The sequence below is a fragment of the Labrenzia sp. ATLA3 genome, assembly GCF_057180185.1.
Map to the genome: position 1 here is coordinate 935735 of NZ_JBXUKV010000001.1, position 25301 is coordinate 961035.

22 protein-coding genes are annotated in these 25301 nt (G+C 59.3%); 9 read left to right on the plus strand and 13 right to left on the minus strand.

The features are described 5' to 3' along the window. The first annotated feature begins 23 nt into the window (after positions 1 to 23). Both AC2A6O_RS04230 and AC2A6O_RS04235 read left to right on the plus strand, forming a co-directional pair. On the plus strand, positions 24 to 464 hold the full coding sequence (locus AC2A6O_RS04230; protein ID WP_498925855.1) for a hypothetical protein: 441 nt from the start codon (positions 24 to 26) through the stop codon (positions 462 to 464). A gap of 53 nt (positions 465 to 517) precedes the next feature. Continuing rightward, positions 518 to 1270 carry an SDR family NAD(P)-dependent oxidoreductase gene (locus tag AC2A6O_RS04235; protein ID WP_498925856.1) on the plus strand — a complete coding sequence of 251 codons (753 nt, stop codon included), beginning with the start codon at positions 518 to 520 and terminating at the stop codon, positions 1268 to 1270. A gap of 3 nt (positions 1271 to 1273) precedes the next feature. Here the strand turns inward: AC2A6O_RS04235 and AC2A6O_RS04240 are convergent, their stop codons facing one another. Both AC2A6O_RS04240 and AC2A6O_RS04245 read right to left on the minus strand, forming a co-directional pair. Continuing rightward, on the minus strand, positions 1274 to 1636 hold the full coding sequence (locus AC2A6O_RS04240; protein WP_498925857.1) for a hypothetical protein: 363 nt from the start codon (positions 1634 to 1636) through the stop codon (positions 1274 to 1276). A 161-nt stretch (positions 1637 to 1797) separates the two neighbouring features. Then, entirely contained in the window at positions 1798 to 2223 is a 426-nt protein-coding gene (locus AC2A6O_RS04245; protein ID WP_498925858.1) for a secondary thiamine-phosphate synthase enzyme YjbQ, read from the minus strand. Between the two features lie 134 nt (positions 2224 to 2357). Here AC2A6O_RS04245 and AC2A6O_RS04250 point away from each other — a divergent pair, with 134 nt between their 5' ends. Beyond that, positions 2358 to 3671 (plus strand): glycosyltransferase, encoded by a 1314-nt coding sequence (locus tag AC2A6O_RS04250; RefSeq protein WP_498925859.1) that lies wholly within the window; start codon positions 2358 to 2360, stop codon positions 3669 to 3671. A gap of 38 nt (positions 3672 to 3709) precedes the next feature. Here the strand turns inward: AC2A6O_RS04250 and AC2A6O_RS04255 are convergent, their stop codons facing one another. Next, entirely contained in the window at positions 3710 to 4588 is an 879-nt protein-coding gene (locus AC2A6O_RS04255; RefSeq protein WP_498925860.1) for a LysR family transcriptional regulator, read from the minus strand. Between the two features lie 112 nt (positions 4589 to 4700). On the opposite strand from AC2A6O_RS04255, the gene AC2A6O_RS04260 reads away from it, so the two are divergent. Together AC2A6O_RS04260 and AC2A6O_RS04265 are read left to right on the plus strand one after the other, a co-directional pair. Beyond that, on the plus strand, positions 4701 to 5072 hold the full coding sequence (locus tag AC2A6O_RS04260) for a VOC family protein (RefSeq protein WP_498925861.1): 372 nt from the start codon (positions 4701 to 4703) through the stop codon (positions 5070 to 5072). 98 nt (positions 5073 to 5170) lie between these two features. Beyond that, entirely contained in the window at positions 5171 to 6805 is a 1635-nt protein-coding gene (locus tag AC2A6O_RS04265; protein WP_498925862.1) for an FMN-binding glutamate synthase family protein, read from the plus strand. Positions 6806 to 6941: 136 nt separating this feature from the next. On the opposite strand, the gene AC2A6O_RS04270 is transcribed toward AC2A6O_RS04265, so the two are convergent. The 3 genes from AC2A6O_RS04270 to AC2A6O_RS04280 all read right to left on the minus strand — a co-directional run bounded on the left by AC2A6O_RS04270 (position 6942) and on the right by AC2A6O_RS04280 (position 10486). Beyond that, positions 6942 to 7790 carry a helix-turn-helix domain-containing protein gene (locus AC2A6O_RS04270; RefSeq protein WP_148584576.1) on the minus strand — a complete coding sequence of 283 codons (849 nt, stop codon included), beginning with the start codon at positions 7788 to 7790 and terminating at the stop codon, positions 6942 to 6944. A 152-nt stretch (positions 7791 to 7942) separates the two neighbouring features. Next, positions 7943 to 9826, minus strand: coding sequence for an ABC transporter ATP-binding protein (locus AC2A6O_RS04275; protein WP_498925863.1), 1884 nt, complete (start codon positions 9824 to 9826; stop codon positions 7943 to 7945). A 33-nt stretch (positions 9827 to 9859) separates the two neighbouring features. Then, entirely contained in the window at positions 9860 to 10486 is a 627-nt protein-coding gene (locus AC2A6O_RS04280) for a helix-turn-helix transcriptional regulator (RefSeq protein WP_498925864.1), read from the minus strand. A 664-nt stretch (positions 10487 to 11150) separates the two neighbouring features. Here AC2A6O_RS04280 and AC2A6O_RS04285 point away from each other — a divergent pair. Beyond that, the gene (locus tag AC2A6O_RS04285; protein ID WP_498925865.1) at positions 11151 to 13148 is read left to right on the plus strand and encodes a putative bifunctional diguanylate cyclase/phosphodiesterase; all 1998 of its coding nucleotides are present in this window, start codon (positions 11151 to 11153) and stop codon (positions 13146 to 13148) included. 92 nt (positions 13149 to 13240) lie between these two features. After that, complete coding sequence (locus AC2A6O_RS04290; RefSeq protein ID WP_498925866.1) at positions 13241 to 13564, plus strand: DUF2293 domain-containing protein; 324 nt, start codon at positions 13241 to 13243, stop codon at positions 13562 to 13564. Positions 13565 to 13700: 136 nt separating this feature from the next. Here the strand turns inward: AC2A6O_RS04290 and AC2A6O_RS04295 are convergent, their stop codons facing one another. From AC2A6O_RS04295 to ettA, 5 genes are all read right to left on the minus strand, one after another. After that, a complete protein-coding gene (locus AC2A6O_RS04295) occupies positions 13701 to 14093 on the minus strand; it encodes a RidA family protein (RefSeq protein WP_148584581.1) in 393 nt (130 codons plus the stop codon). A gap of 356 nt (positions 14094 to 14449) precedes the next feature. Further along, positions 14450 to 15067 (minus strand): MOSC domain-containing protein, encoded by a 618-nt coding sequence (locus AC2A6O_RS04300; RefSeq protein WP_498925867.1) that lies wholly within the window; start codon positions 15065 to 15067, stop codon positions 14450 to 14452. Positions 15068 to 15201: 134 nt separating this feature from the next. Beyond that, positions 15202 to 17286 (minus strand): FUSC family protein, encoded by a 2085-nt coding sequence (locus AC2A6O_RS04305; protein ID WP_498925868.1) that lies wholly within the window; start codon positions 17284 to 17286, stop codon positions 15202 to 15204. 125 nt (positions 17287 to 17411) lie between these two features. Beyond that, positions 17412 to 18374 (minus strand): endonuclease/exonuclease/phosphatase family protein, encoded by a 963-nt coding sequence (locus AC2A6O_RS04310; protein WP_498925869.1) that lies wholly within the window; start codon positions 18372 to 18374, stop codon positions 17412 to 17414. A gap of 140 nt (positions 18375 to 18514) precedes the next feature. Beyond that, on the minus strand, positions 18515 to 20164 hold the full coding sequence (ettA, locus tag AC2A6O_RS04315) for an energy-dependent translational throttle protein EttA (RefSeq protein ID WP_148584585.1): 1650 nt from the start codon (positions 20162 to 20164) through the stop codon (positions 18515 to 18517). Positions 20165 to 20814: 650 nt separating this feature from the next. On the opposite strand from ettA, the gene AC2A6O_RS04320 reads away from it, so the two are divergent. Then, positions 20815 to 21774, plus strand: a complete 960-nt coding sequence (locus tag AC2A6O_RS04320) for a 2-hydroxyacid dehydrogenase (RefSeq protein WP_498925870.1) — start codon at positions 20815 to 20817, stop codon at positions 21772 to 21774. A gap of 340 nt (positions 21775 to 22114) precedes the next feature. Further along, positions 22115 to 24109, plus strand: coding sequence for a methyl-accepting chemotaxis protein (locus AC2A6O_RS04325; RefSeq protein WP_498925871.1), 1995 nt, complete (start codon positions 22115 to 22117; stop codon positions 24107 to 24109). A gap of 120 nt (positions 24110 to 24229) precedes the next feature. Here the strand turns inward: AC2A6O_RS04325 and AC2A6O_RS04330 are convergent, their stop codons facing one another. Both AC2A6O_RS04330 and AC2A6O_RS04335 read right to left on the minus strand, forming a co-directional pair. Further along, positions 24230 to 24745 carry an Lcl C-terminal domain-containing protein gene (locus AC2A6O_RS04330; protein WP_498925872.1) on the minus strand — a complete coding sequence of 172 codons (516 nt, stop codon included), beginning with the start codon at positions 24743 to 24745 and terminating at the stop codon, positions 24230 to 24232. A 142-nt stretch (positions 24746 to 24887) separates the two neighbouring features. After that, a complete protein-coding gene (locus AC2A6O_RS04335) occupies positions 24888 to 25241 on the minus strand; it encodes a hypothetical protein (RefSeq protein WP_498925873.1) in 354 nt (117 codons plus the stop codon). Positions 25242 to 25301: the final 60 nt, after the last annotated feature.

Here is a 25301-nt window from a genome sequence, read left to right on the forward strand (position 1 = left end):
GCGAGTTCACTTAGGATCAGACCATGACCCTTGTTCGCCTCTGCCTGCTTCTGCCCGTTTTCTTCTCGTCCGCGGCATTCGCCGCCGATCATTGCATTGATGTCCAGGCCAAACGCGGCTGGCAGCAATTGTCGCTGCCTGGCGGCCAGATCACAGGTGTGCGCTATTCCGGCGGCTGGAGCGTCATTGCCGGGATGTACAAGGCGGTCGGGCCACGCGGTTACTCCGGTGAAGACGCCCGCAAGCTCGGCCCCCTTTACGGCTATAAATTCGACCAGGCCTACGCTTTCGGCGAAATGCTGGTGCGTGACCAGGCTGGCCGCATCGTGCCTTTCGCGGAATTTGCCGCGCTTGCCGTCAACACACGTGACCCGTCCGGGGTCTATGCCTTCCGCATCAACGACAAGGACATTGCCTTGCCGGACAATGCCGGCGCGATCCGCGTGTGCATTTCCATGCGCTGAACCGCGCATATCCAAGCGCTTTCCCATCCCTGTCCCGAATGGACCCCGCTCTCATGACCCAGAAAACCATTCTCATCACCGGTGCGGCCCGCGGCATTGGCCTTGCAACGGCAAAGCTGATGCTCGCACGCGGCTGGCAGGTTGCCATGCTGGACCGGGATGCGGACGAACTCGCGATTGCCTCCAAGGGGCTGGAGGGGGCCGTTCCGTTGGTTTGCGACGTCTCCATCACCGAGCAGGTCGAGGCGACGATCCCCAATCTCCTGCAACAGTTCGGCCGACTGGATGCCGTGGTGAACAATGCTGGTGTTGCGGAATTCGGCCCCATAGAAGAGACCGATTTTGCCATGTGGCGCCGAGTGATGGAAACCAATCTGGATGGTGTGTTTCTGGTCTCGCAGGCAGTCATACCCGCTCTGAAGGAAACCCGTGGCGCGATCGTGAACATTGCCTCGATCTCCGGCCTTCGTGCCTCCACGCTGCGTGTCGCCTACGGCACGTCCAAAGCTGCGGTCATCCAACTGACGAAGCAACAGGCGGCGGAACTTGGCGAATTCGGCATTCGCGCGAATTGCGTCTGCCCGGGGCCGGTGCGGACCAAACTGGCCATGGCGGTGCACAGCCAGGAGATCATCGACGCCTATCACGATGCCATTCCGCTTAATCGCTACGGGTCGGAATCAGAGATCGGCGAGGTTATCGCGTTCCTGTGTTCGGAGCAGGCCAGCTATGTCACCGGTCAGGTGATCGCCTCCGATGGCGGTTTTGAAAGCACGGGGGTCGGCCTGCCGGCGCTTCGCAAGTAAGCCTCAGTCGATTTTCAGGAAGACACAGCGCCGCACCACTGGGCGGTTTGCGGCCTTGTGGGCGCAATCCTTTTTCCGGACAGCCCCTTCGGGCCGGTACTTGTCCATGACGGCATCCAGACTGTCGTTGGTGATAGCGGCATGGGCCCTTTGCAGGCAGGGCAGCAGAATAGACTTGTTCGCGCGTTGCCGGGCACCGCTGGGATGTTTGCCCGGTTCCGGATTGACCGGTTTGAAACACTCGATGAAGACCGCTTCCTCGATCCCGAGGTCCGCTGCAATCCGGTCAGTCGGGCGGTTCGGGTCGTTGTCCGCAAGAGCAGGACCTGCCAGGAACAGCGTGGCAAGGACAATGATGACGCGCATCTTGTAAACTCCTGAATCTCAACCGACTTCCGAAGACGGACTTCCGGTTCATGCACCACCTTAGACGGTCCGAAATTTCAGGATGTGATAGTCGTCACATTTTTTTCGAAAAGGGCTTTTTTCTCAAGACTGGGCGTCGGCCGGCGCCCGAAACCCATTTTTCAGCGGTCGGGCAGAAAATGCGCAGCGACCTGGCGCTGGTGTGGCCGGGCGCGATGTTCGAACAGATAAATCCCCTGCCAGGTTCCAAGTGCCATCCGCCCTGCAGAGACAGGAATGGAAAGCGAAACCGGCATGATCGCGGCCTTGATGTGGGCGGGCATATCGTCCGGCCCTTCCAGCGTGTGGACCAGATACTTCATGGAAGGATGATCGGCGGGCGGAATGAGCCGCTCGAAAAACGCCTTCAGGTCCTTCTGCACATCCGGATCCGCATTTTCCTGGATCAGCAACGAACAGGACGTGTGGCGAACGAACAGGGTGAGCAAACCGTCGTTAGCCCCTGTTTCGGCAAGCCAGCCAACCACTGAAGGAGTGAATTCGTAAAGCCCCTGCCCGCGCGTGCCGAGTTCGAATCTGGTTTGCATTGTGTACTCCAACGACCGTGTTGCGCCCTTGCTCTGGCTGAGGCGACCCACGTTAAGGTTGCAATTGTGGGTCAGGACAGCCATTTGAGGGAGGCCTGCCGACATCCTGCCTGACTATCCCCTCCGAGGCCCTGATGCCAAGTCCCCGAAAGAAGATCCTGATTGCCTCCCTCGGCACGCGAGGTGACGTTCAGCCCTATGTTGCCCTTGCCAAAGAGCTGACAAGGCTCGGGGCCGATGTCGTGGTGACGACGGGAGAAGGCTTCGATGACATGATCACGGCCGTCGGTGCCCGCTCACAACGTGTCCCGCTGAATTATCAGACCCTTTTGCGAGGGGAAGACACACAGGCTGCGCTTTTCACCTTGAAGGGGAAAATCCGCGCAGCGCGCCAGAGCATGGATCTGCAAAAGGAGGCCGCGCGCCGCCTCTGGGATATCGGAACGGACGAGCGGCCCGACCTCATTCTCTTCAACCTGAAGGCAACGGTTCTCACGCTGGTGGCGCGACATCTGAACGTGCCTGCCCTGCCGACGGCGCTTCAGCCTGTTTCCGCCGCAACAGGCGCCTTCCCCCTGCCCCTTTTCGGCCTGCCCGATCTTGGGCCTTTCCTCAATCGTCAAAGCTATGGTGTGGGACGTCTCCTGATGCGGCTCGGCATCGCGCCGCTAGCGAAGGCTGTCGAAGGGCACGCAGGGCTGGAAGCCGCACAAGCCCCAAACAGCGATCTGATGGACGGCGATCTGATGGATGGTCATATGCCCGGTGGCGGGGCGCCTCTTTCCCTCCAGGCTTTTTCCCGTGCCCTTGTACCAACGCCCCCGGACTGGCCGGCAAACACCTGGGCCTGCGGCTATTGGCTGACGGAACCCGATCCAGGGTATGTGCCGCCGGAAGACCTGGCCGCGTTTCTGGAAAGCGGCCCTGCGCCGATTTATCTGGGCTTCGGCTCCATGCCCAGCAGGAACCCCGGAAAACTGACTGAAACCGTGCTCGCCGCTCTGGAACAAACCGGCCACCGCGCCATTCTGGCCACCGGCTGGGGAGGATTGTCCGGGAAGGATCTGCCGCCAGCAGTGTCAAAGCGCATCTTCCTGCTGGAGAAAGCGCCCCATAGCTGGCTTTTCCCACGCTGTGCGGCAGTCGTTCACCACGGTGGTGCCGGCACCACTCACGAAGCCCTGCGCTGGGGCAAACCTTCGCTTGTCTGTCCAGTTTTCGGCGACCAGCCTTTCTGGGGCAACCGGGTTCACAGGGCCGGAGCCGGGCCTGCTCCAATCCGGCAGAAATCGCTCACACCCTCGAAACTTGCCCGGGCCCTGATGCAGCTTGAAGACCCTGTCTACCGTGTCGGGGCGAAACGGGTGGCCGACATGATGGCAGGCGAGCCGGGAGCACAGGGCACGGCCAAGCAGTTGCTGACGATGATCGGCGCCGACAAAGCCTGACACCCCGGCCCGGCCTCAACGGTGCGTCCAGCACCGCTTTACCCGTTTGAAAATGCCGTTTCGGACCGGAAGGCCGTTGCAAGAAACCGCGCCATGCAGGCGACCCGCTCAACCGACCGAAGATCGGGATGGGTCAAAACCCAGAGCTCGTTTGCCGGTACCTCGGTGGCAATGGCAAGCTTCCTCAAAGCGTCTCGCGCCACATCCATTGGAAGCAGGCAAAGCCCCAGCCCCTTGCGCGCCAGGGCGGCCATGGTCATCAGATCATCACTGCGAACAACGACCCTGTCACGCAACGATCTGTCCATCTGCAGAAAGCCGGGCCGCTGCGACAGCAATCCGCTTGCGCCAATCAGATCATGGGAGGAAAGATCGGCGGCACTCGCCGGCACGCCCTTGCGATCCAGATAGGTTTGACTGGCGAAGTAGGCCCAGGGGATATCGGCGACCTTGCGTCCGATCAGGTGTTCGGACGGAGATGTTGTGACACGCAGGGCGATCTCGGCTGCCCTGCTGGACATGTTCATCTCCTCGTTCGAGGTCAGTAGCTCAACCGTGATGTCGGGAAACCGGGCTTTGAAGTCCAGAAGATATCCAGGCAGAAAGTGGAGCGCGAAACTCGCCGGGGCCGTCAGCCGAATGCGCCCTTTCAATGCCAGGTCCGCGCCCGAAATCCGCCGGTCGATGTCTTCCATCGCGACGACGACGGACTGCGCCAGATCCAGAATTTCAGTTCCCGCCTCGGTGGGATCGTAACGGCCCTTCACCTTTTCGAACAATCTGGACCCTAGCTGGTCTTCCAGCGCGCGGATGTGCCGGAACGCCGTTGCGTGGCTGATAGCGAGCTTTTCCGCAGCCTTTGCGAGGCTGCCGGTCTCGGAAACCGCATGAAACGTCCGAAGGTAGTTCCAGTCCATCAAGATCTTTCAAATTTGAAAATCCATGGCTCATTTCTGCCTATTCCAATCATTTTTGCAAACATCTAAATCGATCGTGCCGGCACCGCACATCACTTTTCAGGAGCAAGACATGATCGGATACACATCCTTGGGAACAAATGACCTGAAGCGGTCAGCAGCGTTCTATGACGCTCTGCTGGCCGAACTGGGCGGGCAACGGCTGATGGAGTTTGATGACTTCATCGTCTGGTCCGGTCAGCCGGCTGGTGCCGCCTTTTCCGTGCACCTTCCCTATGACGGCAAACAGGCGACCGTTGGCAATGGTGTCATGATCGCGCTGTCGGCCAGCAGCCGCGCGCAGGTTGACGCGGTCTACCGCAAGGCCATTGAGCTGGGCGCTGCAGATGAAGGCAAACCCGGCCAACGCGCCGACAACGGCTTTTATGCCGCCTATTTTCGGGATCCGGACGGCAACAAACTGAACGTTCACCACATGGTCTGATTTCGCCCCCTGGAGCGGTCAACGGCGTTGATCGCTCTTTCCTTTTTGGCTGCAGCCTGACACAACTAGTCAGCCCGTCGAAAAGGAGTCACCGGTCCGTGTTTCCCGCCCGTTATACCGTTTTCATTCTCTGCATCGCCCTTGCGCTCGTTGGACTTGTCCTGACGTTAGCCCTGAGCGGCTACTTCGTCTGGCCATTTCTGATTTTCGCCGTCCTGTCGGCAATCGGTTATTACGACGTTCGCCAGACGCGTCATGCGATCTTGCGCAACTACCCGGTGGCCGGTCATTTCCGCTTTCTGTTCGAGTCGATCCGCCCCGAACTGCGCCAGTATTTCTTTGAAAGCAACCAGGATGGCCGCCCCTTCTCACGCGAGCGGCGCTCCATGGTTTACGACCGGGCGAAAGACATCGAGGATGTTCTGCCGTTCGGGACGGAACTCAACGTTTACGACACGTCCCATGCCTGGGTGAACCATTCGATCTGTCCCAAGCCGCACAACCGAGAAGACATGCGGGTGACCATCGGCGGACCGGACTGCAAGCATCCCTATTCCGCATCCCTCTACAACATTTCGGCCATGAGTTTCGGCTCGCTTTCCGGCAATGCCATCCTGGCACTGAACAAGGGGGCCAAGGCGGGCAACTTCTATCACGACACCGGTGAAGGCAGCGTTTCGCGCTATCACCGGCAGGGCGGCGGCGATCTGGTGTGGGAGCTTGGCAGCGGCTATTTCGGTTGCCGCACGGATGATGGCAACTTCGATGCCGACAAATTCGCCAAGCAGGCCGCAGATCCGCAGATCAAGATGATCGAAATCAAGATGAGCCAGGGCGCCAAGCCGGGTCATGGCGGCCTTTTGCCGGGGCCGAAGGTGACGGAAGAAATCGCCGAAGCGCGAGGAGTTCCGGTCGGTACGGACTGTGTTTCGCCCGCCGCCCATTCCGCCTTTTCAACTCCGATCGAACTGCTTCACTTCATTGCCAAGCTGCGGGACCTTTCCGGCGGCAAACCGGTTGGCTTCAAGCTGTGCATCGGCCATCGGTGGGAGTTTATGGCCATCGTCAAGGCCATGCTGAAAACCGGCATCAAACCCGACTTCATCGTGGTTGACGGCGCCGAAGGCGGCACAGGCGCAGCGCCGCTGGAATTTGCCAATCATCTGGGCACTCCGCTGCGCCAGGGGCTCACGTTCGTCCACAACTGTCTGGTCGGCACGGGCCTGCGCGAGGATATCCGCATTGGGGCCAGCGGCAAATTGATCAGCGCATTCGACATTGCCGCCGCCCTGTCACTTGGGGCCGACTGGGTCAACTCCGCTCGCGGCTTCATGTTCGCCGTCGGCTGCATCCAGTCCCAGAACTGCCATACCAACCGCTGCCCGACCGGTGTCGCCACACAGGACCCCAAGCGCCAGAAAGCCCTGGTGGTTCCCGACAAGGCACAGCGTGTCACGAACTTCCATAACAACACGCTCAAGTCGCTGCGGGATTTCTCCGCTGCTGCAGGGCTCAGCCATCCGAACGAATTCAAGCCGGAGCATGTCTACCTGCACGAGGGTCTTCGCGAAATCATGCCGGCCAGCGTCGCCCTCAACTGGCTGAAGAAGGGCGCGCTTCTGGAGCAATCGCACAATATTCCGGGCTTTTCGACCTATTGGGAAATGGCGGAAGCGGAAAGTTTTAGTGCGGTCAAGTCGGTTGAAGCCGCAAAGTCCGGACACCACGCCTGACGGCGCAGGACATCCGTTCGCCTTCTGCTCAAGGAAAGGTTCCGGGCACGGCGGCGGCACGGACGAACGACGGGCGCATACACGCCACTCGCATGATTTCAAGCGCAGAATCGCACCCCATGGCTAGGGCGGAACGTCAGGCGAGTTGACCTGCCAGCCCACCCACGAAGTCCCCCGCTTCATGGGAGCGAATAACCGCATGGCGGACGAGGTCGTCAAAATGGCTGGCAAAAAGCTGGACATGCCGTGTGTTGGAAAAGGCAAGGTAGCGCTGCCCCAGATAGAGCGCCGCCCACTTCTGACCGAAGACGGTAAAAGGTGCAGAGAAACGGTCCGTGGCGCCGAAGAGATGAAGGCGCAGCGAGGGATAAAGCTCACTCAAGGTGCGGCCCATGACCTCCAGTTGCTCGCGGCGCTGATCGACCGGCAAGCCCTGCCACATCCCCTCCCCACGCGCGAAGCCCTCCAAGGCCTCTTTTGACAGGGCGATCTCCATGTCCGACTCGGCCCGGCTGAGAAGCGCTCTCTGGTCCCGGGTGCCGGTAATGGCCTGATCGGCGGTGCGCAGTGTCTCACCCGAGTATTCAAAGGCCAGAACCGCTTCGGTCTTCAGCACATCCGGCAGGTTTGCGGGCACATGCCGGATTTTCGCCCCGACCGCGTCGCGGTACCAGGCAAGCAGGTGTTCATCAACAGGATGCCGGTCGGTCTCGGCCACCTGCACTGCCTGATCCAGGATTTCGGCCGCAGCTCCGCGGTGGGTGGACAAGCCAAGCAGCCAGTCGGAGGAAACGCTGAGCGCAGTCGCAATGGCTGCCAGCGCCTGTCCGTTGGGCAGGCGCGGCGCATCTTCCGACAGCAGCTGGGATACGGTTGACCGGTCGAGGCCCGCCCCGCGTGCCAGGTCCGACCGGTTCATATCGCGGCTGCGGAGTGCATCCGACAGGCGTTCGCGAAAAAGTTCGGCGCGGTCTCTCTTGTCCATGAGAGGAGTATTGTCAGCCGGGTTTCGGAAAATCAACAAAGCACGCACAATTTCTCAAAGCCGGCGCTTTGGTTCTGGCAGGCAGCGACAGCCCCCGGACGTCCGACCCGACAAACAAGTGAGAAACACTCAGGGAAGACCGGTCGTTTGCCCTATTCCGCAGCGCTCAAGGCAAGGAACCCGCCTGATTGCCGTTCCCACAGCGCGGCATAGAGCCCTCCGGATGCGAGCAGTTCCCGGTGCGTGCCTTCTTCGGCAACCCGGCCCTCGTGCATCACGACCAGCCGGTCCATGGCGGCGATGGTCGACAGCCGGTGAGCCACGGCCAGTGTCGTGCGCCCTTCCATCATGCGGGTAAGGTTCTGCTGAATGGCAAGTTCGGCTTCGCTGTCGAGAGCAGAGGTTGCCTCGTCGAGGATCAGGATCGGCGCATTCTTCAGCAGCACCCTGGCGATGGTGATGCGTTGACGCTGCCCGCCGGAAAGCTTGACCCCCCGATCTCCCACATGGGCATCAAGCCCCGTTCGGCCCTTGCTGTCCTTTTGTTCCTCGATGAAATCGAGTGCTTCGGCAGCCCGGGCAATTGCCTGGACCTCCTCGTCGGAGGCTTCGGGTCGGCCATAGCGGATGTTGTCGCGGATCGACCGGTTCAGGAGGGAAATATCCTGTGTAACGACGCCGATCCGGCTGCGGAGAGACGCCTGCGTGACATCGCGCACATCCTGACCGTCAATCAGGATCGCCCCTTCTGTTACGTCCCGCAATCGCATCAGCAAGGACACCGCCGTCGACTTGCCTGCCCCTGACAGACCGACAAGACCGACACGCTCTCCCGGTTTGATGGTCAGGTTAAATCTGTCGAGAACGGGCTTCCGGTCGCTCTGGTAGGCGAAGGACACGTTGTCGAAGCGGATCTCCCCGGCGTTGACGTTGAGATCACGGGCATCCGGACGGTCGACGATGGCCGGCCGGCTCGTCATGATCGGCATGGCGTCGCGGATCGTGCCGAGCGTGCTCGTGATCGACTGGCCGATGCCGATGAAACTGCTTGAGGCGTGAGACAGCGAGCGCGTGACGGTGAGCGCGGCGACAAAGTCGCCAATCGAGACCCATCCACCCACCATGCCCCAGAAACCGATGACCACCACGGCCAGGATCAAAAGCACGTTGAGGAAGTAGACGCCGCTGTCGGTCAGAATATAGGACCGGTTCTCGCTGTGCCTGGTATCGATTGTCTCGCCAATGACCTTGCGGATGGCGCCGGCTTCAGAATCCTCCGCAGCGAACAGCTTGACCATGGCGATGTTCGAATAAACGTCGGTCATCGCCCCGGTGGCCCTGGAGTTTGCCGCCGCCACCTTGGCAGAGCGCTGGAGATACGCCGGGATTGCCAGCCAGGCGACGAGGATATTCGCGCAGATCCAGAAAAGCACCGGAATGGCCAGAGGCCAGGCCATCGCCAGCAGCAGCAGGAATGAGCCGCCGAACTGGATGACCAGGAACGGAATCGTTTCGATGGCCAGCATCATCTGCCGGTGAACCGACATGGTGACCTGGGCAATGCGGGAGGCGACCTGACCGGCGAACGTGTCTTCGAAAAAAGCCAGGTCCTGAGCTTCCACAGCCTTGTGCGCCTGCCAGCGCATCGCTGCCGGCAGAAGAATGCGCACTGTCTGCAAGGCGAAGGTCTGCCGCAGAAGAAAGGCAAGCGGATCAATGATCACGAAGAGCAGGAAGAAACCGGCCAGGATCGTCACATTGTCCTTCAGAAAGGCCTGCGCACCGGCCTCCGTCACCCCGTCGACAACAAAGGCGATTGCCCAAATGCCGGCAAGGCCGAGACCGGAGGATATCATTGCCAGACAGCAGACGATCACCAGCTGCGAACGGAACATCTTGGCAAAATGCCAGACAAGCGTCAGCGGTCCGTCGTCCGGTAGCGGCGTGACGGGCAGTTCCAGCGGTTTGATGTGGGTTTCGAACGGATGAAAATACCGGTCGATGAGCCGCGCGAGCAGCGGCTTGGCGATTGACACGCACTATACTCCTTGAGCAGGACCGGAGCCGGATCAGGCCGCGGGCTCGATCCTGTAAACACATCGTCGGCTACCGGAGAGCTGATGCTCCGTTCTCTCGACCGACACACCGGGTCCAAGTACATCCTTGAAAAGATTGAGCTCCGACCGGCAAAAGCCCTGACAGGCCGTTGCCGCGGCGCAAATCGAACAATGATTTTCGATGAGCAGATACCCCGCCCCCTCCGGCACAAGGTCGGCCATGTATCCTTCGCGGTTGCGCAGATCGGCAAGCACTTCCAGCTTGCCGCGCAGATCCGGCGCCTTGCCGACCGCTTCCGAATAGGTTTTCCGGCTTTGCGCTTCGCGGTGGGCGATCAGTTTGTCGACACCTTCGGCGCCGAAGATATCATTGAGGCCGTTGATAAGTCCGAGCACCAGATTGGAATGATTGTCCGGAAACTGCTTGTGCCCGTCCGGTGTCAGGTCCCAGACCCGCTTGGGCCGGCCGACAGAGCCTTTCAGGTCCTCAAAATCCACCAGTCCATCCTGCAGCAAACCATCCAGATGCTGGCGGGCAGCCACGGACGTCACTTTCAATCCCCTGGCAAGGTCTGCCGCAGTCTGCGGGCCGGAGGATTTCAAGGCGTTCAAGAGCCGGGTTCGAGTACGATCTGCCATGGATGACTATATAGCGTAGTTTCGAGATAAAAAAATAGTCTGCTTATCTTATTCCCGAAGCCCGTCGCTCGAGGCGTCGCGTAATGGCTGACGTCCGCCCGCCTTGACACAGGGTTGTTGTGATCGCCCTGCAATAGCTTCTCCGGACCAGCAGACTTTGGCGCCTCCTCGCCGGATTCGTTTGTTTCCCTGGCTCCCGCCCCCAAAAATTCCGTTAGGCACCCACCATTCATCCGGGGTCCTTTTCTCGGCAATTTTAGCCATGTGAAATTTTTCGCTGCGGACGATGACAAACGGCTCAACAGGAACCGTTCGGTAATAAACTCCATGTATCTGAGTGCGAATACATGGAGCTGTCGGAAAGTCACATTGATTTCCGAAAAAATTGGATACATGATCCAGCGGGAACACTTTGATAAATTAAAAATCTTTTTGACCCTGGCACCATCAGCGAAACGCAAGACGACTACGGTCAACATCAGAGCGATGAACAAAAACATTTTCGATCTGACTTTGATCTTTGAATATTAGCACTACAAAACCGCAGGTTACCTGTCGAATTATCAAACGCTTTAGCAGTCAAAAAAGACCTAAAGTCACGAAAGCTGATGAAATAACTATTCTTTATCCCATTTCGATTAGAAGAATATCAATGGAGAAAATGATGGAAAAAATCCGGACTTTTCTAAGATGGATGATGATCGATCCAAGCCATCCGGAAATAGCGCAGGCTCAGTACAATGAGCTCAAGACCCAGATTCCATCGCTCTATGCTCTCCTCATGGTCAATGCGGTTGCGGTTGCCTATACCCACTACGACGTTGCGCCGACCTATCTGACAGTCGGAATTCTTGCGCTGATCCTGCTCATCACCACGCTGCGCCTGGCGACATGGCTACGCGCCCGAAACATTGAGCTCGCTCCGCAAGAGGCCATCCGCAAGATCCGGCAAACTGTCATTCTCGGCAGTGTGTTGTCAGTCATCTATATTTCATGGTCGCTCAGCCTGGACGGCTACGGCGGGCCCATGGAGCGCGGACATGTTGCGCTTTTTATCGCCATCACTGTCATCGGCTGCATCTTCTGCCTGATGCATCTGCCGCAGGCGGCCCTGATGGTCATGGTCATCGTGACCGTCCCGTATCTGGTGTATTATCTTGGTCAGAAAGAGGATGTTTACACCGCCATAGGGCTCAACATCTTCCTGGTCTGCCTCGTTGTTCTGCAGGTCCTACTGAACGGATACAGGGGGTTTTGCAAACTGATCGTGTCGCAGTCGGAGCTGGCCGCCAAGCAAAGAGAAACCGAGCTTCTCAATGCGGAGAACTCCAAACTCGCCCAGACCGACGCCCTTACCGACCTTCCCAACCGTCGCCACTTCTTCACCAGGCTTGAAAGCCTGATCGATGAGGTGAACGGCACGGACAGGAAGTTTGCCGTTGGTGTTGTCGACCTCGACCGGTTCAAGCCCATCAACGACACCTATGGCCACCAGTTGGGCGATCAGTTGCTGATGGAAGTCGGCCTGCGTCTGAAAAACCTTGGAATACCGGGCCTCGAGGTCTGCCGCCTTGGCGGTGATGAATTCGGTTTTCTCTATCTCGGTGACCTCAATGAGGCGGCACGCACGGGACAATCCATCTGCGAGCGGATCAGCCGCCCCTACCGGATCGGCGAACTGCAAGTGTCCGTTGGCGCGTCCTGCGGCATCGCATTTTATCCGGATGCCGGAACGTCCGCCCATGTGTTGTTCGACCGGTCCGACTATGCCCTTTACAATTCAAAGACCAGCGTGCGTGGCCGAACCACCGTCTACTCGGCGGAACACGAAGCCCGTATCCGCTCGGAACGGGCGATTGAAGCTGCCCTGCAGAGCGCCGATCTTGCCAGCGAATTCCAGGTCTATTTCCAGCCTGTGATCCAGTTGCCGGATCGCTTCGTTGTCGGCTTTGAGGCGCTTGCGCGGTGGGACAGCCCGCAATTGGGCAGGATTGCCCCGGACAAGTTCATCCCTATCGCCGAGCGCGCCGGCCTGATCCATCGTCTGACCCTGTCGCTGTTCGAAAAGGCGGTCGACCAGATCAAGAGCCTGCCCGGTGCGCTCTCCCTGTCGTTCAACCTTTCCGCACACGATGTCACGTCGTCGGAAACCGTGGCTGCGCTTCTCGAGATCATACGCCGCGCGGGTGTAAGTCCCCGGCAAATCACGTTTGAAATTACCGAGACATCCGTGATCGGCAGCTACGAAGCGGCCGAGACCTGTCTGCAGCTTCTTCGAAAGGCCGGCGTCAAACTGGCGCTGGATGATTTCGGCACAGGCTATTCCAGCCTTGGCTACCTTCACCGGTTGCCCATCGACTGCGTCAAGATCGACCGCAGCTTCGTTTCCGGCATCAAGGACCCGATCGCAAGCGGTGTCATCACATCAATCGTCAATCTGTGCCGGTCGATGAAGATGTCCTGCGTGGTGGAAGGTGTTGAGGAGAGCCATCAACTGGAGTTGCTGGAGGCCATGCGTTGCAGGCTGGTGCAAGGATTTCATTTCAGCGCCCCCCTGCCCTTCGAAGACATTCTGACAAGCACCAGGGAAAACGGAACGGTCGCAGGCCTTCCCTTGTCCGGAACAACTTCCGCCAACAGCATTCAGTTTTTCCGCGCCTGACGCCCCCCGCAACAGACTTGCGGCGCAACAGACTGTTTCAAGACTTTGGCTACGCTTTCCCGGTCCTCCCACCCGATTCAAGGAAACCCTTCATGACTGGCGGCACGAAGCGTCAGAAAGACATGCGCAAGGCACTGCGGGTTCTCTTGCCGCGTATTCCCTTTTCGGATGCGGAAGCCATCCTAGAAGGAGCGCTGGCCGGGCATCTGCGTCACCTGCCTCCTTCCATTGCCCTGTGGCAGGCCACCACCAGCCATGTCCGCCACGCGCTGACCGACTACGAGACGCTGCTGGACGAGGGCTATGATCGCGACGCTGCCCGGTTCTTCGTTCTGGACGACATGAACGATGTGCTCAGTTCCTGGGGCTGTGCGAAACGGCTTGATGCTGACGATCCGTCCTTGTCCGAGGACTGACACCGCGGGAGCACGGCGCACCTAGTACAGGTCTACGCGTCACACACGTCCCGAGAACCATTTGCCCACGACCCGCCCCTCTGCGCCTGCCGCTTTTCAGAAAGCTGGCAGGACTACGGATACCAGGCTCAGGAGATCAGGGCCGCCGAGCGATCAGGTCGATCTCGACCAGAGCATCGACGGCAAGGCCCGACACACCGACACAGGTCCGGCCAGGCAATTTGCCGGGTTCGAAAAACGATCGGTAAGTGTCGTTCATCGCCTGATAGTCGCGCTTGAATTCGGTCAGATAGACACGGATAAAGGTCGTATTTTCAAGACCTAGCCCGAGGCCGCTCAAGACGAGCTTCAGGTTTTCCATCACCCGCACGGTCTGCGCCTCGATGCCCTCCGGCAACGGGGCGTCCGGGTCGTCTGGCAGGGTTGGCATCTGGCCCGTTACAAACACCCAGCCGTCAATTTCAACAGCATGGGAAAAAGGGGCAACCGGCTGCGGTGCCTGGTCAATCATGTGATGGATCGGAAGCATGGAGGCTCCTGTTGGAAGGATATGACAGAGCATCACCCAGGGTGTGAACACATAAATGAAGGTGAAATGGTTTGAGGCGGACAGGTCTTCGTCAAGGCGCGCAAGCGCAGGAAATGTGGCTCATTTTCAAGCTTTCGCAACGCTGAGGCGGACCAATCCGGCCAAATCAGAAGGACATGAAAACGGCTTCACCGCGTGTCGTCAGCCTGCTTGACCGGGCATAAATCCCGCTCCACGCACGCTTCCTGACGCGGCTCACCATGTCTCATGCCATTTCGTCTTCATTTATGAGTCCACACCCTAGAGAAATTAGCACCACCCGGGAAACAGGTTTCGCTTGCGGCCTGCTTCGAAAATCAGATGCGCTCGTAAATCCACTGTTCGGGAACATGGGCGGTGACCGTCTCACCAGCCGTAACCTTGCCCGGAATTTCGACATAGCCAACAAGGCCTCGCAGGCGCTTTGCCTTTTGCGGAAATAACAGATCCAGCCCTTCTCCGCCCGGATTGGCTTCGGCTATCGCAGCGCCCGCGAAACGACAGGGTCTGTTTTCACCGTCCACACGAATAACCGCGCCGCCCTCGAAGACCAGCCGGGTGCGCGGCGGCACCATTGTAAGGTTGGGGATGCCGGACAAGATGATGTTGCCGCCGATCCATTCGCCCTTCATTTCCGGCAGGCCCATGCGGGTGGCAATCAAGGAAAGTTCCTCGGTGGACAGGATCGAAATCTGGCGTTCGTTGCACATCTCGGTGCCGCGCGGATAATAGGGTTCGCGGCCACCGGATTTGCGGGTGTATCCACTGTGCCGGTCTCCCGAAATACCTTCAAACGTCAGCTCCAGCGCGTCTGTCGCCGACGTTCTGAAGTCTTCCGCAGAGGTTGTCTGCAAGACACTCTCCACCTTGCCGTCGGTCCTGAATGCCGGCGTGATCCGAAAGTCATCGGCAAGAAGCTTGAGCTGGTCTGTCATGAAGGTCTCCTGTCGCTGTCGAGAGCCAATGCTAGGGCGTGGACACCTTCCTGACCAACGAAACTCCTTGATGTTTTCATAAACGCGGCGGATGGATCCGCAGCGCCCGGAATTTGAGCTGGGCACATCATTTTTCAGGCAGAACCGGAGAAGAACGTCTCCTTGCGCAATCCGTCGAGGCACCTCACGACCTTCCGGGCATGATAGAGCATCGCAACCCAGCTGGTTTCAAGCGCGAGATTGCCAGTTGCGCCTTCGGGTATCGCTGCCATCCAGTCGTCCTCCAGACCCGGAACGGTCTGCCTCGAACGTCCGTCAAGGACGGCCGAAAACTCGTCTTCCAGGCGTTTGTCCATGCGGGCGACAAGTGCATCTATTCCGGACTGGCCCGGAGTTTCCCCCTTTTCCCGCATGACGTCCGAGCGAGCTTCGCGGTAAAGCACCACATATTGGGCCAGGACGATCACCAGCACGTTGAGGTCGCTGGCGGAGCGCGTAAACGACGACCACGGCGCCTGCTCGATCCGATAGGATTTGGCGGTGGCGATCAGCGTGCTGGCCGCCGTTCGAAGCCGGGCAAGGTCCTGAAGGTCCGTCTCGGCCCGGCCGCCTTCTGCCCTCAGGCAACTCCGGCAGGCGTTGAGGTAATCGGACGCAAGCCCTGTAAAACTTGCACCGGTGCGGTTGGGAAACAGCAACCATGCCGCTGCAAGACCGACACCTGCGCCGATCATCGTGTCGTAGAGACGTGACCAGAGTTCAACGATGGGCAGATGTTCCAGCGTCTGCAGCCCCATGACCACCAGAAAACTGATGATGCCGGATGCAATTGCGTAATTGCGGTCGAGGAAAACGATGACGCCGGGTATGGCAAGAACGACAAGCGCTAGCCGGACGGACGGAAACTCCGACAGGGCCGGATCGACCAGCATGGCCAGAACAACGCCGCCCGCCGTCCCGCCGATCCGCTGTGCGGTTCGAAGCAGCGTCGCCCCGAGGCTGTTCGATAGCACGATGATGATGGTAAGCGTGACCCAATAGGCGTGATTGAGATTGAACGCGAGCCCCAGGGAAAAACCTATTCCGGCCGCGGCACCCGCCTGAAGCGACAGGCGCCAGGAAAGCTTCTGCCACCAGCCGTCCGTGTGGCCCTTTTCACTTCCACCGGAGCTCAGGCGAACCGGCTTGTCTCTTGCCGCCAGGAGCCACAAACGCTTGAAAGCCTGGGCGATGCGCAATTCCTGAAACCGGTCCTGTGTGGCCGCACCCGAAGCGGCCTGCAGCCAGCTCTCGGCAGGTTTGCCCTCCCCGTTGTCTTCTTCCCCCGCACCCGCCTCACCGGTTTCAAGGCGATGGACCAGTCGGTCGACAGTGCGGCGAAAGCCGGCATCCTGCGCAAGTTGGTTGCGTGCGTCCTGTGACAGCTGGGCGCGCGCATCCGCCACGACCTCCAGGGCAAGTTCCACCATGATTGCCGCTTCCGGCGACATGCCCGGCAGCTCGCCTTCCGGCGTGAGCAGATCGGCGCATGCCTGAAGTTCCACACGCAGCTTTGCCAGATCCCTTATTCGGATGGCCGTGCCACCGGCAGGTCCGGCAGACCTGCCCGACAGTTGCCTGAGGTAGGTCGCCATCGCCTGACGGTTGGCAGCTTCCACCCTCAGGTAGGTTCGATAGGTCGAGGGCCGCCAGGGCCCTGTGCGGATCACGAGCGCCGTCACCGTTCCAAGCACTGCCATGGCCGGCAGCCAGAGGCCCGGCGATCCTCCAAGGTTGCCGAGGACCACGAACAGCCAGCTGATCGCCATGCTTCGTCCGACGCGCTGCCAGAAGGGGCTGAGCCCCTGCAGCGCAAAGCCCAGCATGATCACGGCAATCCAGAGAACCTGCAGAACGGTCGAGCCGCTTTTTCCCGATATCTCAGCGGCAACAGCCCCGAGTGTAAACAGGAGCGTCAGCAGGCCCCCAAGCTTCGCGATACCGAGGACCTCGGCCCTTCGGGTGGAAACCGGCGTGAACAGCAGGCAATGCCCGCCGGCAGCAGCTGCCAGAACGGCCAGCTTGAAGGCCGATTGACCAGGCACGAAGCTTGCCACGGCATTTGCCAGAAAGACCGCCGCGAGGACGGTCAGCATGAGGTGAACGCCGCGCATCAGCCGCAGGCCACCCGGATCGGTGCGCAGGAGACTTGTCTTTATGTCCGAAGCGGCTTGAAGCATTGGTTTGACTTGAACCCGGCTCTTCAGGGCAGACACCCTGACATTCTGAATACACGTCTCTTATGCGGATTGCAGTGCCCCGTGTCCATGCGCTTTGACCGCCGGGGCAGACCTACCAACGGCGGTCAGTTGGACGACTTGTCTTCTTCAAGCACGAATTCGGCAAAGACCGGCCAGTGATCGGAGCCGTTGAAGTGTCCAGGTTCGCAGGTCTTCACTTTGATCCCGTTCCTGACGAAGAAGTGGTCGAGTTCAAGACCGAGGCCCGGTACAGGGGCAAGCCATGTCGGGGTCCAACGGTTGCCGCAGACCGCCTTGCGCACCCCAGCGGTTTCCTGAAACTGCCTCAACAGCGGCGCCCAGGAGGTTGCGTTCATGTCGCCGGCGACCAGAACCGGTCCAGTTGTGCGCGATACTTCGGTTGCGAGCTTTCGAAGAATGTCCGCCTGGGCGCGATAGAACCGCGGGATGAGCGGTGGCAGCGTATGAACCGCAAAGACGCTCAGGCAGGGCTCTGCCTGCGCAATGCAGTAGACCGCTTTCGTGATCGCGTATGGGTTCCCTTCCACGGGGATCAGTTCGACGTCACGCGGCGCCTTGCGCGAAAGGATAACTGCGGCAGGACGTCCGAAAACGGCCTGACCGGGCGTGCCTGCCACATGACGCATGCCCTGAAAACGATCAAGCAACCTGTTGTCGGCAGGCACCGGCAGCTCCGTGAGGATCATGAGATCAAAGCTGCGGGCTCTGTTCTCCTCAACAAGATTGTCGAGCGCTGCGGCGCTGCCGAAGAGATTTGCGGTGGCGACGCTGATGACCGGTTCCGCCGCTTCGGACGATGCAGCAAAGCGCCCGTCGTCGAAGATATCCATGCGCAGGAGAGCGACCAGCGACAGACAGACGGCCAACGCCGCCCTGTTCCAGTTCCGGAAAATCGCAAACCCGGCGGCAAACAAAAGGCCGGCAAGAACGTATTGGGCCTGAAAATGAGCCAGCAGATCAAGCGGCCAGCCGACTGCCGCCAGAAACGAGGCAAGAACGGCGATGGCGAAAGCCGTAAACAGAAAGACGATCGTTCTGTGGACCATGCCTTGTGCCGCCCGCTGGACATCAATCGCCCGGTGACTGGTTTATAGCACCGGGCAAAAAAGATGCCGGCCCGTTGCCGGGACCGGCACATTCGGGAAACAGGGGGAAAGCCCCCTGCTTCAGCTTTCAGGCCGCTCGCTCAGCGTGTGAGCGGCTTGTACTTGATCCGGCGCGGGTCGGCGGCATGTGCACCAAGGCGGCGGACCTTGTCCTTTTCGTAGTCTTCGAAGTTGCCTTCGAACCATTCCACATGGCTGTCGCCTTCAAAGGCGAGCATGTGCGTGGCCAGACGGTCGAGGAACATACGATCGTGGCTGATGATAACGGCGCAGCCGGCGTAGTTTTCCAGCGCGTCTTCGAGAGCTGCCAGCGTCTCGGTATCGAGGTCGTTGGTCGGCTCATCGAGCAGCAGCACGTTGGCGCCCTTCTTCAGGACCTTCGCCAGATGCACGCGGTTACGCTGACCGCCGGAAAGATCGCCGACCTTGGCCTGCTGGGCAGCCCCCTTGAAGTTGAAGGACGAGCAATAGGCGCGGGAGTTGATTTCCTTGTCATCGAGATAGATGACTTCGGCGCCGCCGGAAATCTCTTCCCAGACCGTGTTGTTCGGGTTGAGCGCATCGCGGGACTGGTCGACGTAACCAAGTTGCACGCTGTCGCCGACGACGACCTTGCCCTTGTCCGGCGTTTCCTGGCCGGTCAGCATCTTGAACAGCGTTGTCTTACCGGCGCCGTTCGGGCCGATCACGCCGACAATGCCACCGCGCGGCAGCTTGAACGACAGGTTGTCGATCAACAGACGGTCTTCAAAGCCCTTGGAAACATTGTCCACCTCGATGACGTTGGCGCCGAGGCGTTCGCCCACCGGAATGAGGATCTGCTCGATGGACGGCTGACGCTCTTCCTGGGCGGTCAAGAGGTCTTCAAAGGCCCGGATACGGGCTTTCGACTTGGTCTGACGGCCTTTCGGGCTCATGCCCATCCACTCGCGTTCGCGCGAAATCGCCTTGGAGCGGGCCATGTTCTCGCGGCCTTCCTGCTCCATACGCTTGGTCTTCTTTTCCAGATAGACCGAGTAGTTGCCTTCGTAAGGGATGCCCTGACCACGGTCGAGCTCGAGAATCCAGCCCGTGACATTGTCGAGGAAGTAGCGATCGTGGGTGATGATCAGGACGGAGCCCTTGAACTCGCGCAGGTGCCGTTCCAGCCAGTGAACCGTTTCGGCGTCCAGGTGGTTGGTCGGCTCATCCAACAGCAGCAGGTCCGGCTCGGACAGCAGCAGCTTGCAGAGTGCGACGCGGCGGCGCTCACCACCGGAGAGATTTTCGACGTCTGCATCTGACGGCGGGCAGCGTAGGGCTTCCATCGCCATTTCCACCTGGCTTTCCAGGTTCCACAGATCCTGTGCGTCGATCTCGTCCTGAAGCTGTGCGGCTTCCTCGGCGGTTTCGTCCGAGTAGTCCATCATCAGCTCGTTGTAGCGGTCGAGCTTGGCCTGCTTGTGGGCAACGCCCTCCATGACGTTTTCCATCACGGTCTTGGAGCTGTCGAGCTGCGGTTCCTGCGGCAGATAACCGACCTTCGCTCCTTCGGCCGCCCAGGCCTCACCGGTATACTCCTTGTCGATACCGGCCATGATCTTGAGCAGGGTCGACTTACCGGCACCGTTCGGGCCCAGGATACCGATCTTGGCGTCTGGGTAGAACGAGAGATGGATGTTGTCGAGGACCTTTTTGTCGTTGTAGGCCTTGGACAGGCCATGCATGTGATAAATGAACTGGCGCGCCATGGGGCTCCGCTTCTCCGCTTTCAAAATCTGATGGGATTCTCAGGAATTCTGCGGCGTCTTTTAGGGGAAATGACGCCCGGGGGCAATGGGGGGATTAAACCGGGAGCGGTCCATGAGCTTGTATCGCCCTCTGTCATTGACTGCGCAATCCCGATTACTCCTCCTCCTGCGCCAACTTCCTCCCGCCTTCACCTGCGGATAAGGCACCTTTTCTTTGGGCAAGTTACAAACCGCTGGCGATACCTAAAGTCTCCAGGAAGCAAACTACGCCCATTGCATCAGGCTCTGGCGGCAAATTCCGGAACTACGTGCAAGTCCTGGGCGCTGCCCGCACGGTCATTCCGGACAAGTGCAGCGACGCTGCACGCCGATCCGGAACCCAGCGCATCAGCGTGAGCAAAGCGAACTCGCGATCCTGCTCAAATTTGCCGCGCTTAGCGCGAAATATTTCTGGTTTCCGGATCTGCGCTCGACATTGTCTCGCTTGTCCGGAATGACAGTGCTAGGCGCCGTTTCTCCGGAAGGGTGGACCATACACGCCTCAAGTGTAACCGAACTTGCGTACCAACTCCGCCCAATTGGATCTTTTCTCGCTCTGCCGAAGTCCTTAAGGTCACCGCACCTTTCTTCTTCATCCCACCGGACCCGCCATGACCTCCATCGATATTCTGATGCCCCGCCCGATGCTGCCGATTGTTCAGGAGCAGCTGGATGCCGCCTTTACGGTTCACCGGCTTTACGAGGCTGATGATCCGGAGGCGATGCTGGCGGACATCGGAGAGAAAATTCGTGGGGTTGCGATGGCGTTCGGGCCGGTGAATGCCGAGTTTCTTGCGAAAGTTCCGAATGCGGAAATCGTTTCCAGCTTTGGTGTCGGCTATGACCACATCAACACGGACGATTGCCTGGCGGCAAATGTGATGGTCACCCATACGCCTGACGTCCTGACCGAAGAGGTTGCCGATACGGCGCTTGGGCTGATGATCATGACGATCCGCGAATTCGGCCAGGCCGAGCAATGGCTGCGGCAGGGCAATTGGGAAAGCAAGGGCCCCTACAAGCTGACGGGGGCAACGATGCAGGGACGCACGCTCGGCATCTTCGGCCTCGGACGCATCGGCAAGGCGATCGCCAAGCGTGCCGAAGCCTTCGGCATGACGATCCATTACCACGGCCGCCACAAGCAGGACGACATCTCCTACCCCTACCACGCGACACCGAAGGAGCTGGCGGCTGCCTGCGACACGCTGATGGTGGTGGCTCCGGGCGGCGAGGAAACCAAACATGCCGTCAGTGCGGAGGTGCTGGAAGCACTCGGGCCAGATGGCATCGTCATCAATATCGGCCGGGGAACGGTCATCGACGAGGAAGCACTGATCGCAGCCCTTGAAAACGGCACAATCTACGGCGCCGGTCTCGACGTATTCGAGAAGGAGCCGCATGTGCCGGATGCCCTTCTGAAACTGCCAAGGGTCACGGTGCTGCCGCATGTCGGCTCCGCCTCGCAGGCAACCCGCAATGCCATGGGCCAGCGTGTGGTCGACAACCTGAAAAGCTGGTTCGAAACGGGCAAGGCCGTCTCGCCGGTGCCGGAAATGCGTTCAGCCTGAGCGAACGCTGCGGCGACTTTTCGAAAGGCTCCACTCGGGCCAAGACACCAAGCAGACCTAAACGCCGCGGCTTCCAAAGTACGCGGCCTTTTTTGTGCCCAAGGTCTTAACGGGCAGGCAGTTCTTCGATTGTGAGCCTGAAAGAACGCTGCAACCTGCAGTGAGCCGTAGTCCGCCGTGCCTACCTGACCAAAACTGCCTTAGCGTCAAACTCGAAAATCGAAAAAAGTCATATGAAACAATGACTTTTAAGGAATTAAATCGCTTTAATTAAAACTGTTTTAACCAACGTCAGAGCACCGTCCCCGGGAGGGAGGAAACAATCGGGGCTACTTTTAAAATGTCTGTACTACTTAGAATATCGTTAGGATTTGGCGCTGTCGCCATTGTCCTCCTCGGGTTGGGCGCCTGGTCCATCTTCAGCCTGAAGAATGTCAGCGTCGCTGTTGCCGGTCTGGACGACATGAATGGCGATGCCTTGATCGCAGCCGAATTGAACGCTGATGTTGCGACAATTCTCGCCGGGACCGGAGACTACCTGCGCACGCGAAAGCCCGAGGCTCTCGAACAGGTCACTCGCTATCTTGAAAAAACAGAGACTGGCCTCCGCAATGCAGAAGCTGAGATCCACAATCCGGCTCGCGTCGAGTTTCTGAAGCAAATTGAAGCGAATACGGCAACCTTCAAATCTGTTCTCGAAAAAGTTGCCGTTCTCTATGGCGAACGAGATGAGCTTGTAAAAGACAAGCTGAGCGTCATTGGTCCACAAGCGATCAAAAACCTTGAAAAGCTGGGGGCATCGGCAGCAGCGGATGGCAACTACCAGACGGCGTTTCTTGCAGCCAGGGTTCAGGAAAGTTTTCTGCGTGCCCGGATCGATATGCTCAAGTTCCTCGACACCAATGCTGTTGTCGAAATTGATCGCCTCCAAAATGAGTTCGAATCCGTCTCCGGCGAGCTTCTGTCTCTGGAACGCAACATCGAAAGTCCTGCCCGGATGCAGCTTCTGGCTGAGACGACTCCATTGATGAACGAGTATCAGACCTATGCGCTGCGTGTTCGCGACATCATTCTTGAACGAAACCAGTTGCGAAACGATGTCCTGCTGACCGCCGGTGCGAACGCCTCGGAAAACGCGCGCCTGATGAAAGATAGCGCCAGCGCAGACGCCACGGCTCTTGGTCTGGCGACAATTGACAGCGCTGACTCGGCGGTTGTTCACGTCGCCATTGTCGCCGCCGTGGCCCTGTTGCTCGCAATCGCGTTTGCGACACTCATTTCTAGAGCCATCGTCAAGCCGCTGCTGCGCCTCGTCGCAGACGCAAGGGAACTGGCTGCCGGAAACACGGACATTGCGTTTGAAGAAGCGAAACGTTCGGATGAAATCGGGAAAGTGGCCCAATCCATCGCCGGCTTCCTTGATGGCGTTCTGGACCGTCAACGCCTGGAGGCAGAGCAGAAGACGGAACAGGAAGCGCGCGAGCTGCGGACTGCCAGGGTGGCCACGGCTGTCGAAACTTTCGACAAGGAAGTCTCCGGCATGCTGAATTCCATTTCGGAGGCCTCGGGGAACCTGCAGGTGACCGCCAACCAGATGACCGCAACCGCACAGGACACCGCGTATCAGGCAAACACTGTGGCGAGCGCATCGGAACAGGCCAGTGTGAACGTTCAGACAGTTGCCGCTGCAACGGAAGAGCTTTCAGCCACCATTGGCGAGGTGAGCGGACAGGTTGTCCATTCTGCCAACATCGCTAGCGAGGCGGAAGCCCAGGCCCAAAAGACCAATCAGCAGATTGCCGGTCTGGCAACCGTCGCGGAAGATATTGGCGAAGTCATTGCCTTGATTTCAACAATTGCCGAGCAGACCAACCTTCTCGCCCTGAACGCCACCATAGAGGCTGCCCGGGCCGGTGAAGCCGGCAAGGGTTTTGCGGTGGTTGCGGCCGAAGTGAAAGAGCTTGCAAGCCAGACCGGCAAGGCGACCGAGGAAATTTCCGCCAAGATCTCGGCAATCCAAAGCGAGACGCGTGAAGCCGTCAGTGGCATTCAGGGCATTGCGAAAATCATCGCTGAACTGAACTCCGTTGCCTCCTCCATCGCATCCGCAGTGGAGGAACAATCGACAGCGACCTCGGAAATCTCCCTCAGCGTCGATCAGGCCGCGCAAGGCACCAACGAGGTCAGCCGCAGCATCGTTGTCGTGTCCAAGGGCGCCAGCGAAACGGATGCCGCTGCAGGAAGCGTTGTCGAGGCTGCCGAGCTTCTCATGGGACAGTCCACGACCATGCGTCAGGTGGTCGAACACTTCCTCAACGAGGTCAACGCCGCCTGATAACTGCGCGTTTGTTCATATGAAAAATGCCTGCCCCGGTCCGAACCTTCGGACCGGGGCAGTTGCTTTTCGGAACTGCCTTCCAATGACCATGTTCGGCTGTGCCATGTTCTGGACCAGTCAATTCGCAGCGGGACCGAGAAGCCTGCCTTTCACAAGCAAAACCGACAGATGGTAGCCCTTGCTGTGCATGTCGAAATAGCCATTCGTCACCTCAAAGAAATAGTGCATCCCGGGCATGGCTTCCGTTGAAGTCCAGAAGGTCGCGCCTTCGCCGAAGTCGGACGCGGTGATATTGGGAAAGGCGACGGTGTCGATCTTCGGACCTTCGCAGGTCTCGGCGTAAAGCGTTTCCAGTTCCGGCCCTGTCGGTACGCGCCAGCCGCCCCCTTCCCGCTCGGCGTAGGCAAGCGCCTCGTCTAGCGTGAGCCCGCGCGGTTCTCCGCTACACGTATTCGCTTCCGCGTCCCAGCTCATGCCGATCGCACATCTTTTCCAGGTCAGACCACGTGCCCCGTCCGTCGCCTCATGCCCCTTGAGGCCGAAACCGGAACCGGTGGCTTCAATGCAGGTGGCATGGGCCGTGATGGGCAGGAAAAGCGAAAATATGAGGGTGAATATTGTGCTGAATTTCATGCGGTTCTCTATGACTGACTTGCTGTGATTGGAAGCCGGTAGGCAATGGGAAGGCTCGCAGCGCGTTCCTTCGCGATATCGGCAAAAGCCCTGTTGTGGTCTTCATTCAGGTGCGGGAAGCATCCGGCCAGACTTCACCGTCTCAATCCGATCCGCCGGCCGGACACCTGAACGGCGTGAACGTGCTGCCCATGTTTGCGCTGACGGTCATCATCGTCAGGATGTCGGCAAAGGCGAACTCGGCGGGTGTTTTCGGGCAAACGGCTTTCCCGGCGAAACAGCCACCGGCGATGAAGGCATCGTGCTCGGCAACAAAGCCTGGCCGCATCTGCGAACGGCTGACATTTTCGAACGCCACCCGAACGACCTCCTGGTAGTAGGCGCATCGTCTGGCACGCTTTTGTTCGCGCGTCTCCGCTGCAAAGGCCAGCGAAGACATGACTGCGACTGCGACGAAGGCGAGCAGCAGGGAAGACAAGGGTCCTGGAATGGACAAAGTAGCCTCCGCCGGTAACGGGCTGGACGTTTCCAGAAGCGAGGGTGTCCGGGTGGATTT

Bases quoted from the DNA above. Each gene is read 5' to 3' on its own strand.
- AC2A6O_RS04230 (WP_498925855.1), top strand. From the start codon at position 24: ATGACCCTTGTTCGCCTCTGCCTGCTTCTGCCCGTTTTCTTCTCGTCC.
- AC2A6O_RS04235 (WP_498925856.1), top strand. From the start codon at position 518: ATGACCCAGAAAACCATTCTCATCACCGGTGCGGCCCGCGGCATTGGC.
- AC2A6O_RS04240 (WP_498925857.1), bottom strand. From the start codon at position 1,636: ATGCGCGTCATCATTGTCCTTGCCACGCTGTTCCTGGCAGGTCCTGCT.
- AC2A6O_RS04245 (WP_498925858.1), bottom strand. From the start codon at position 2,223: ATGCAAACCAGATTCGAACTCGGCACGCGCGGGCAGGGGCTTTACGAA.
- AC2A6O_RS04250 (WP_498925859.1), top strand. From the start codon at position 2,358: ATGCCAAGTCCCCGAAAGAAGATCCTGATTGCCTCCCTCGGCACGCGA.
- AC2A6O_RS04255 (WP_498925860.1), bottom strand. From the start codon at position 4,588: ATGGACTGGAACTACCTTCGGACGTTTCATGCGGTTTCCGAGACCGGC.
- AC2A6O_RS04260 (WP_498925861.1), top strand. From the start codon at position 4,701: ATGATCGGATACACATCCTTGGGAACAAATGACCTGAAGCGGTCAGCA.
- AC2A6O_RS04270 (WP_148584576.1), bottom strand. From the start codon at position 7,790: ATGGACAAGAGAGACCGCGCCGAACTTTTTCGCGAACGCCTGTCGGAT.
- AC2A6O_RS04280 (WP_498925864.1), bottom strand. From the start codon at position 10,486: ATGGCAGATCGTACTCGAACCCGGCTCTTGAACGCCTTGAAATCCTCC.
- AC2A6O_RS04285 (WP_498925865.1), top strand. From the start codon at position 11,151: ATGGAAAAAATCCGGACTTTTCTAAGATGGATGATGATCGATCCAAGC.
- AC2A6O_RS04290 (WP_498925866.1), top strand. From the start codon at position 13,241: ATGACTGGCGGCACGAAGCGTCAGAAAGACATGCGCAAGGCACTGCGG.
- AC2A6O_RS04295 (WP_148584581.1), bottom strand. From the start codon at position 14,093: ATGCTTCCGATCCATCACATGATTGACCAGGCACCGCAGCCGGTTGCC.
- AC2A6O_RS04300 (WP_498925867.1), bottom strand. From the start codon at position 15,067: ATGACAGACCAGCTCAAGCTTCTTGCCGATGACTTTCGGATCACGCCG.
- AC2A6O_RS04305 (WP_498925868.1), bottom strand. From the start codon at position 17,286: ATGCTTCAAGCCGCTTCGGACATAAAGACAAGTCTCCTGCGCACCGAT.
- AC2A6O_RS04310 (WP_498925869.1), bottom strand. From the start codon at position 18,374: ATGGTCCACAGAACGATCGTCTTTCTGTTTACGGCTTTCGCCATCGCC.
- ettA (WP_148584585.1), bottom strand. From the start codon at position 20,164: ATGGCGCGCCAGTTCATTTATCACATGCATGGCCTGTCCAAGGCCTAC.
- AC2A6O_RS04320 (WP_498925870.1), top strand. From the start codon at position 20,815: ATGACCTCCATCGATATTCTGATGCCCCGCCCGATGCTGCCGATTGTT.
- AC2A6O_RS04325 (WP_498925871.1), top strand. From the start codon at position 22,115: ATGTCTGTACTACTTAGAATATCGTTAGGATTTGGCGCTGTCGCCATT.
- AC2A6O_RS04330 (WP_498925872.1), bottom strand. From the start codon at position 24,745: ATGAAATTCAGCACAATATTCACCCTCATATTTTCGCTTTTCCTGCCC.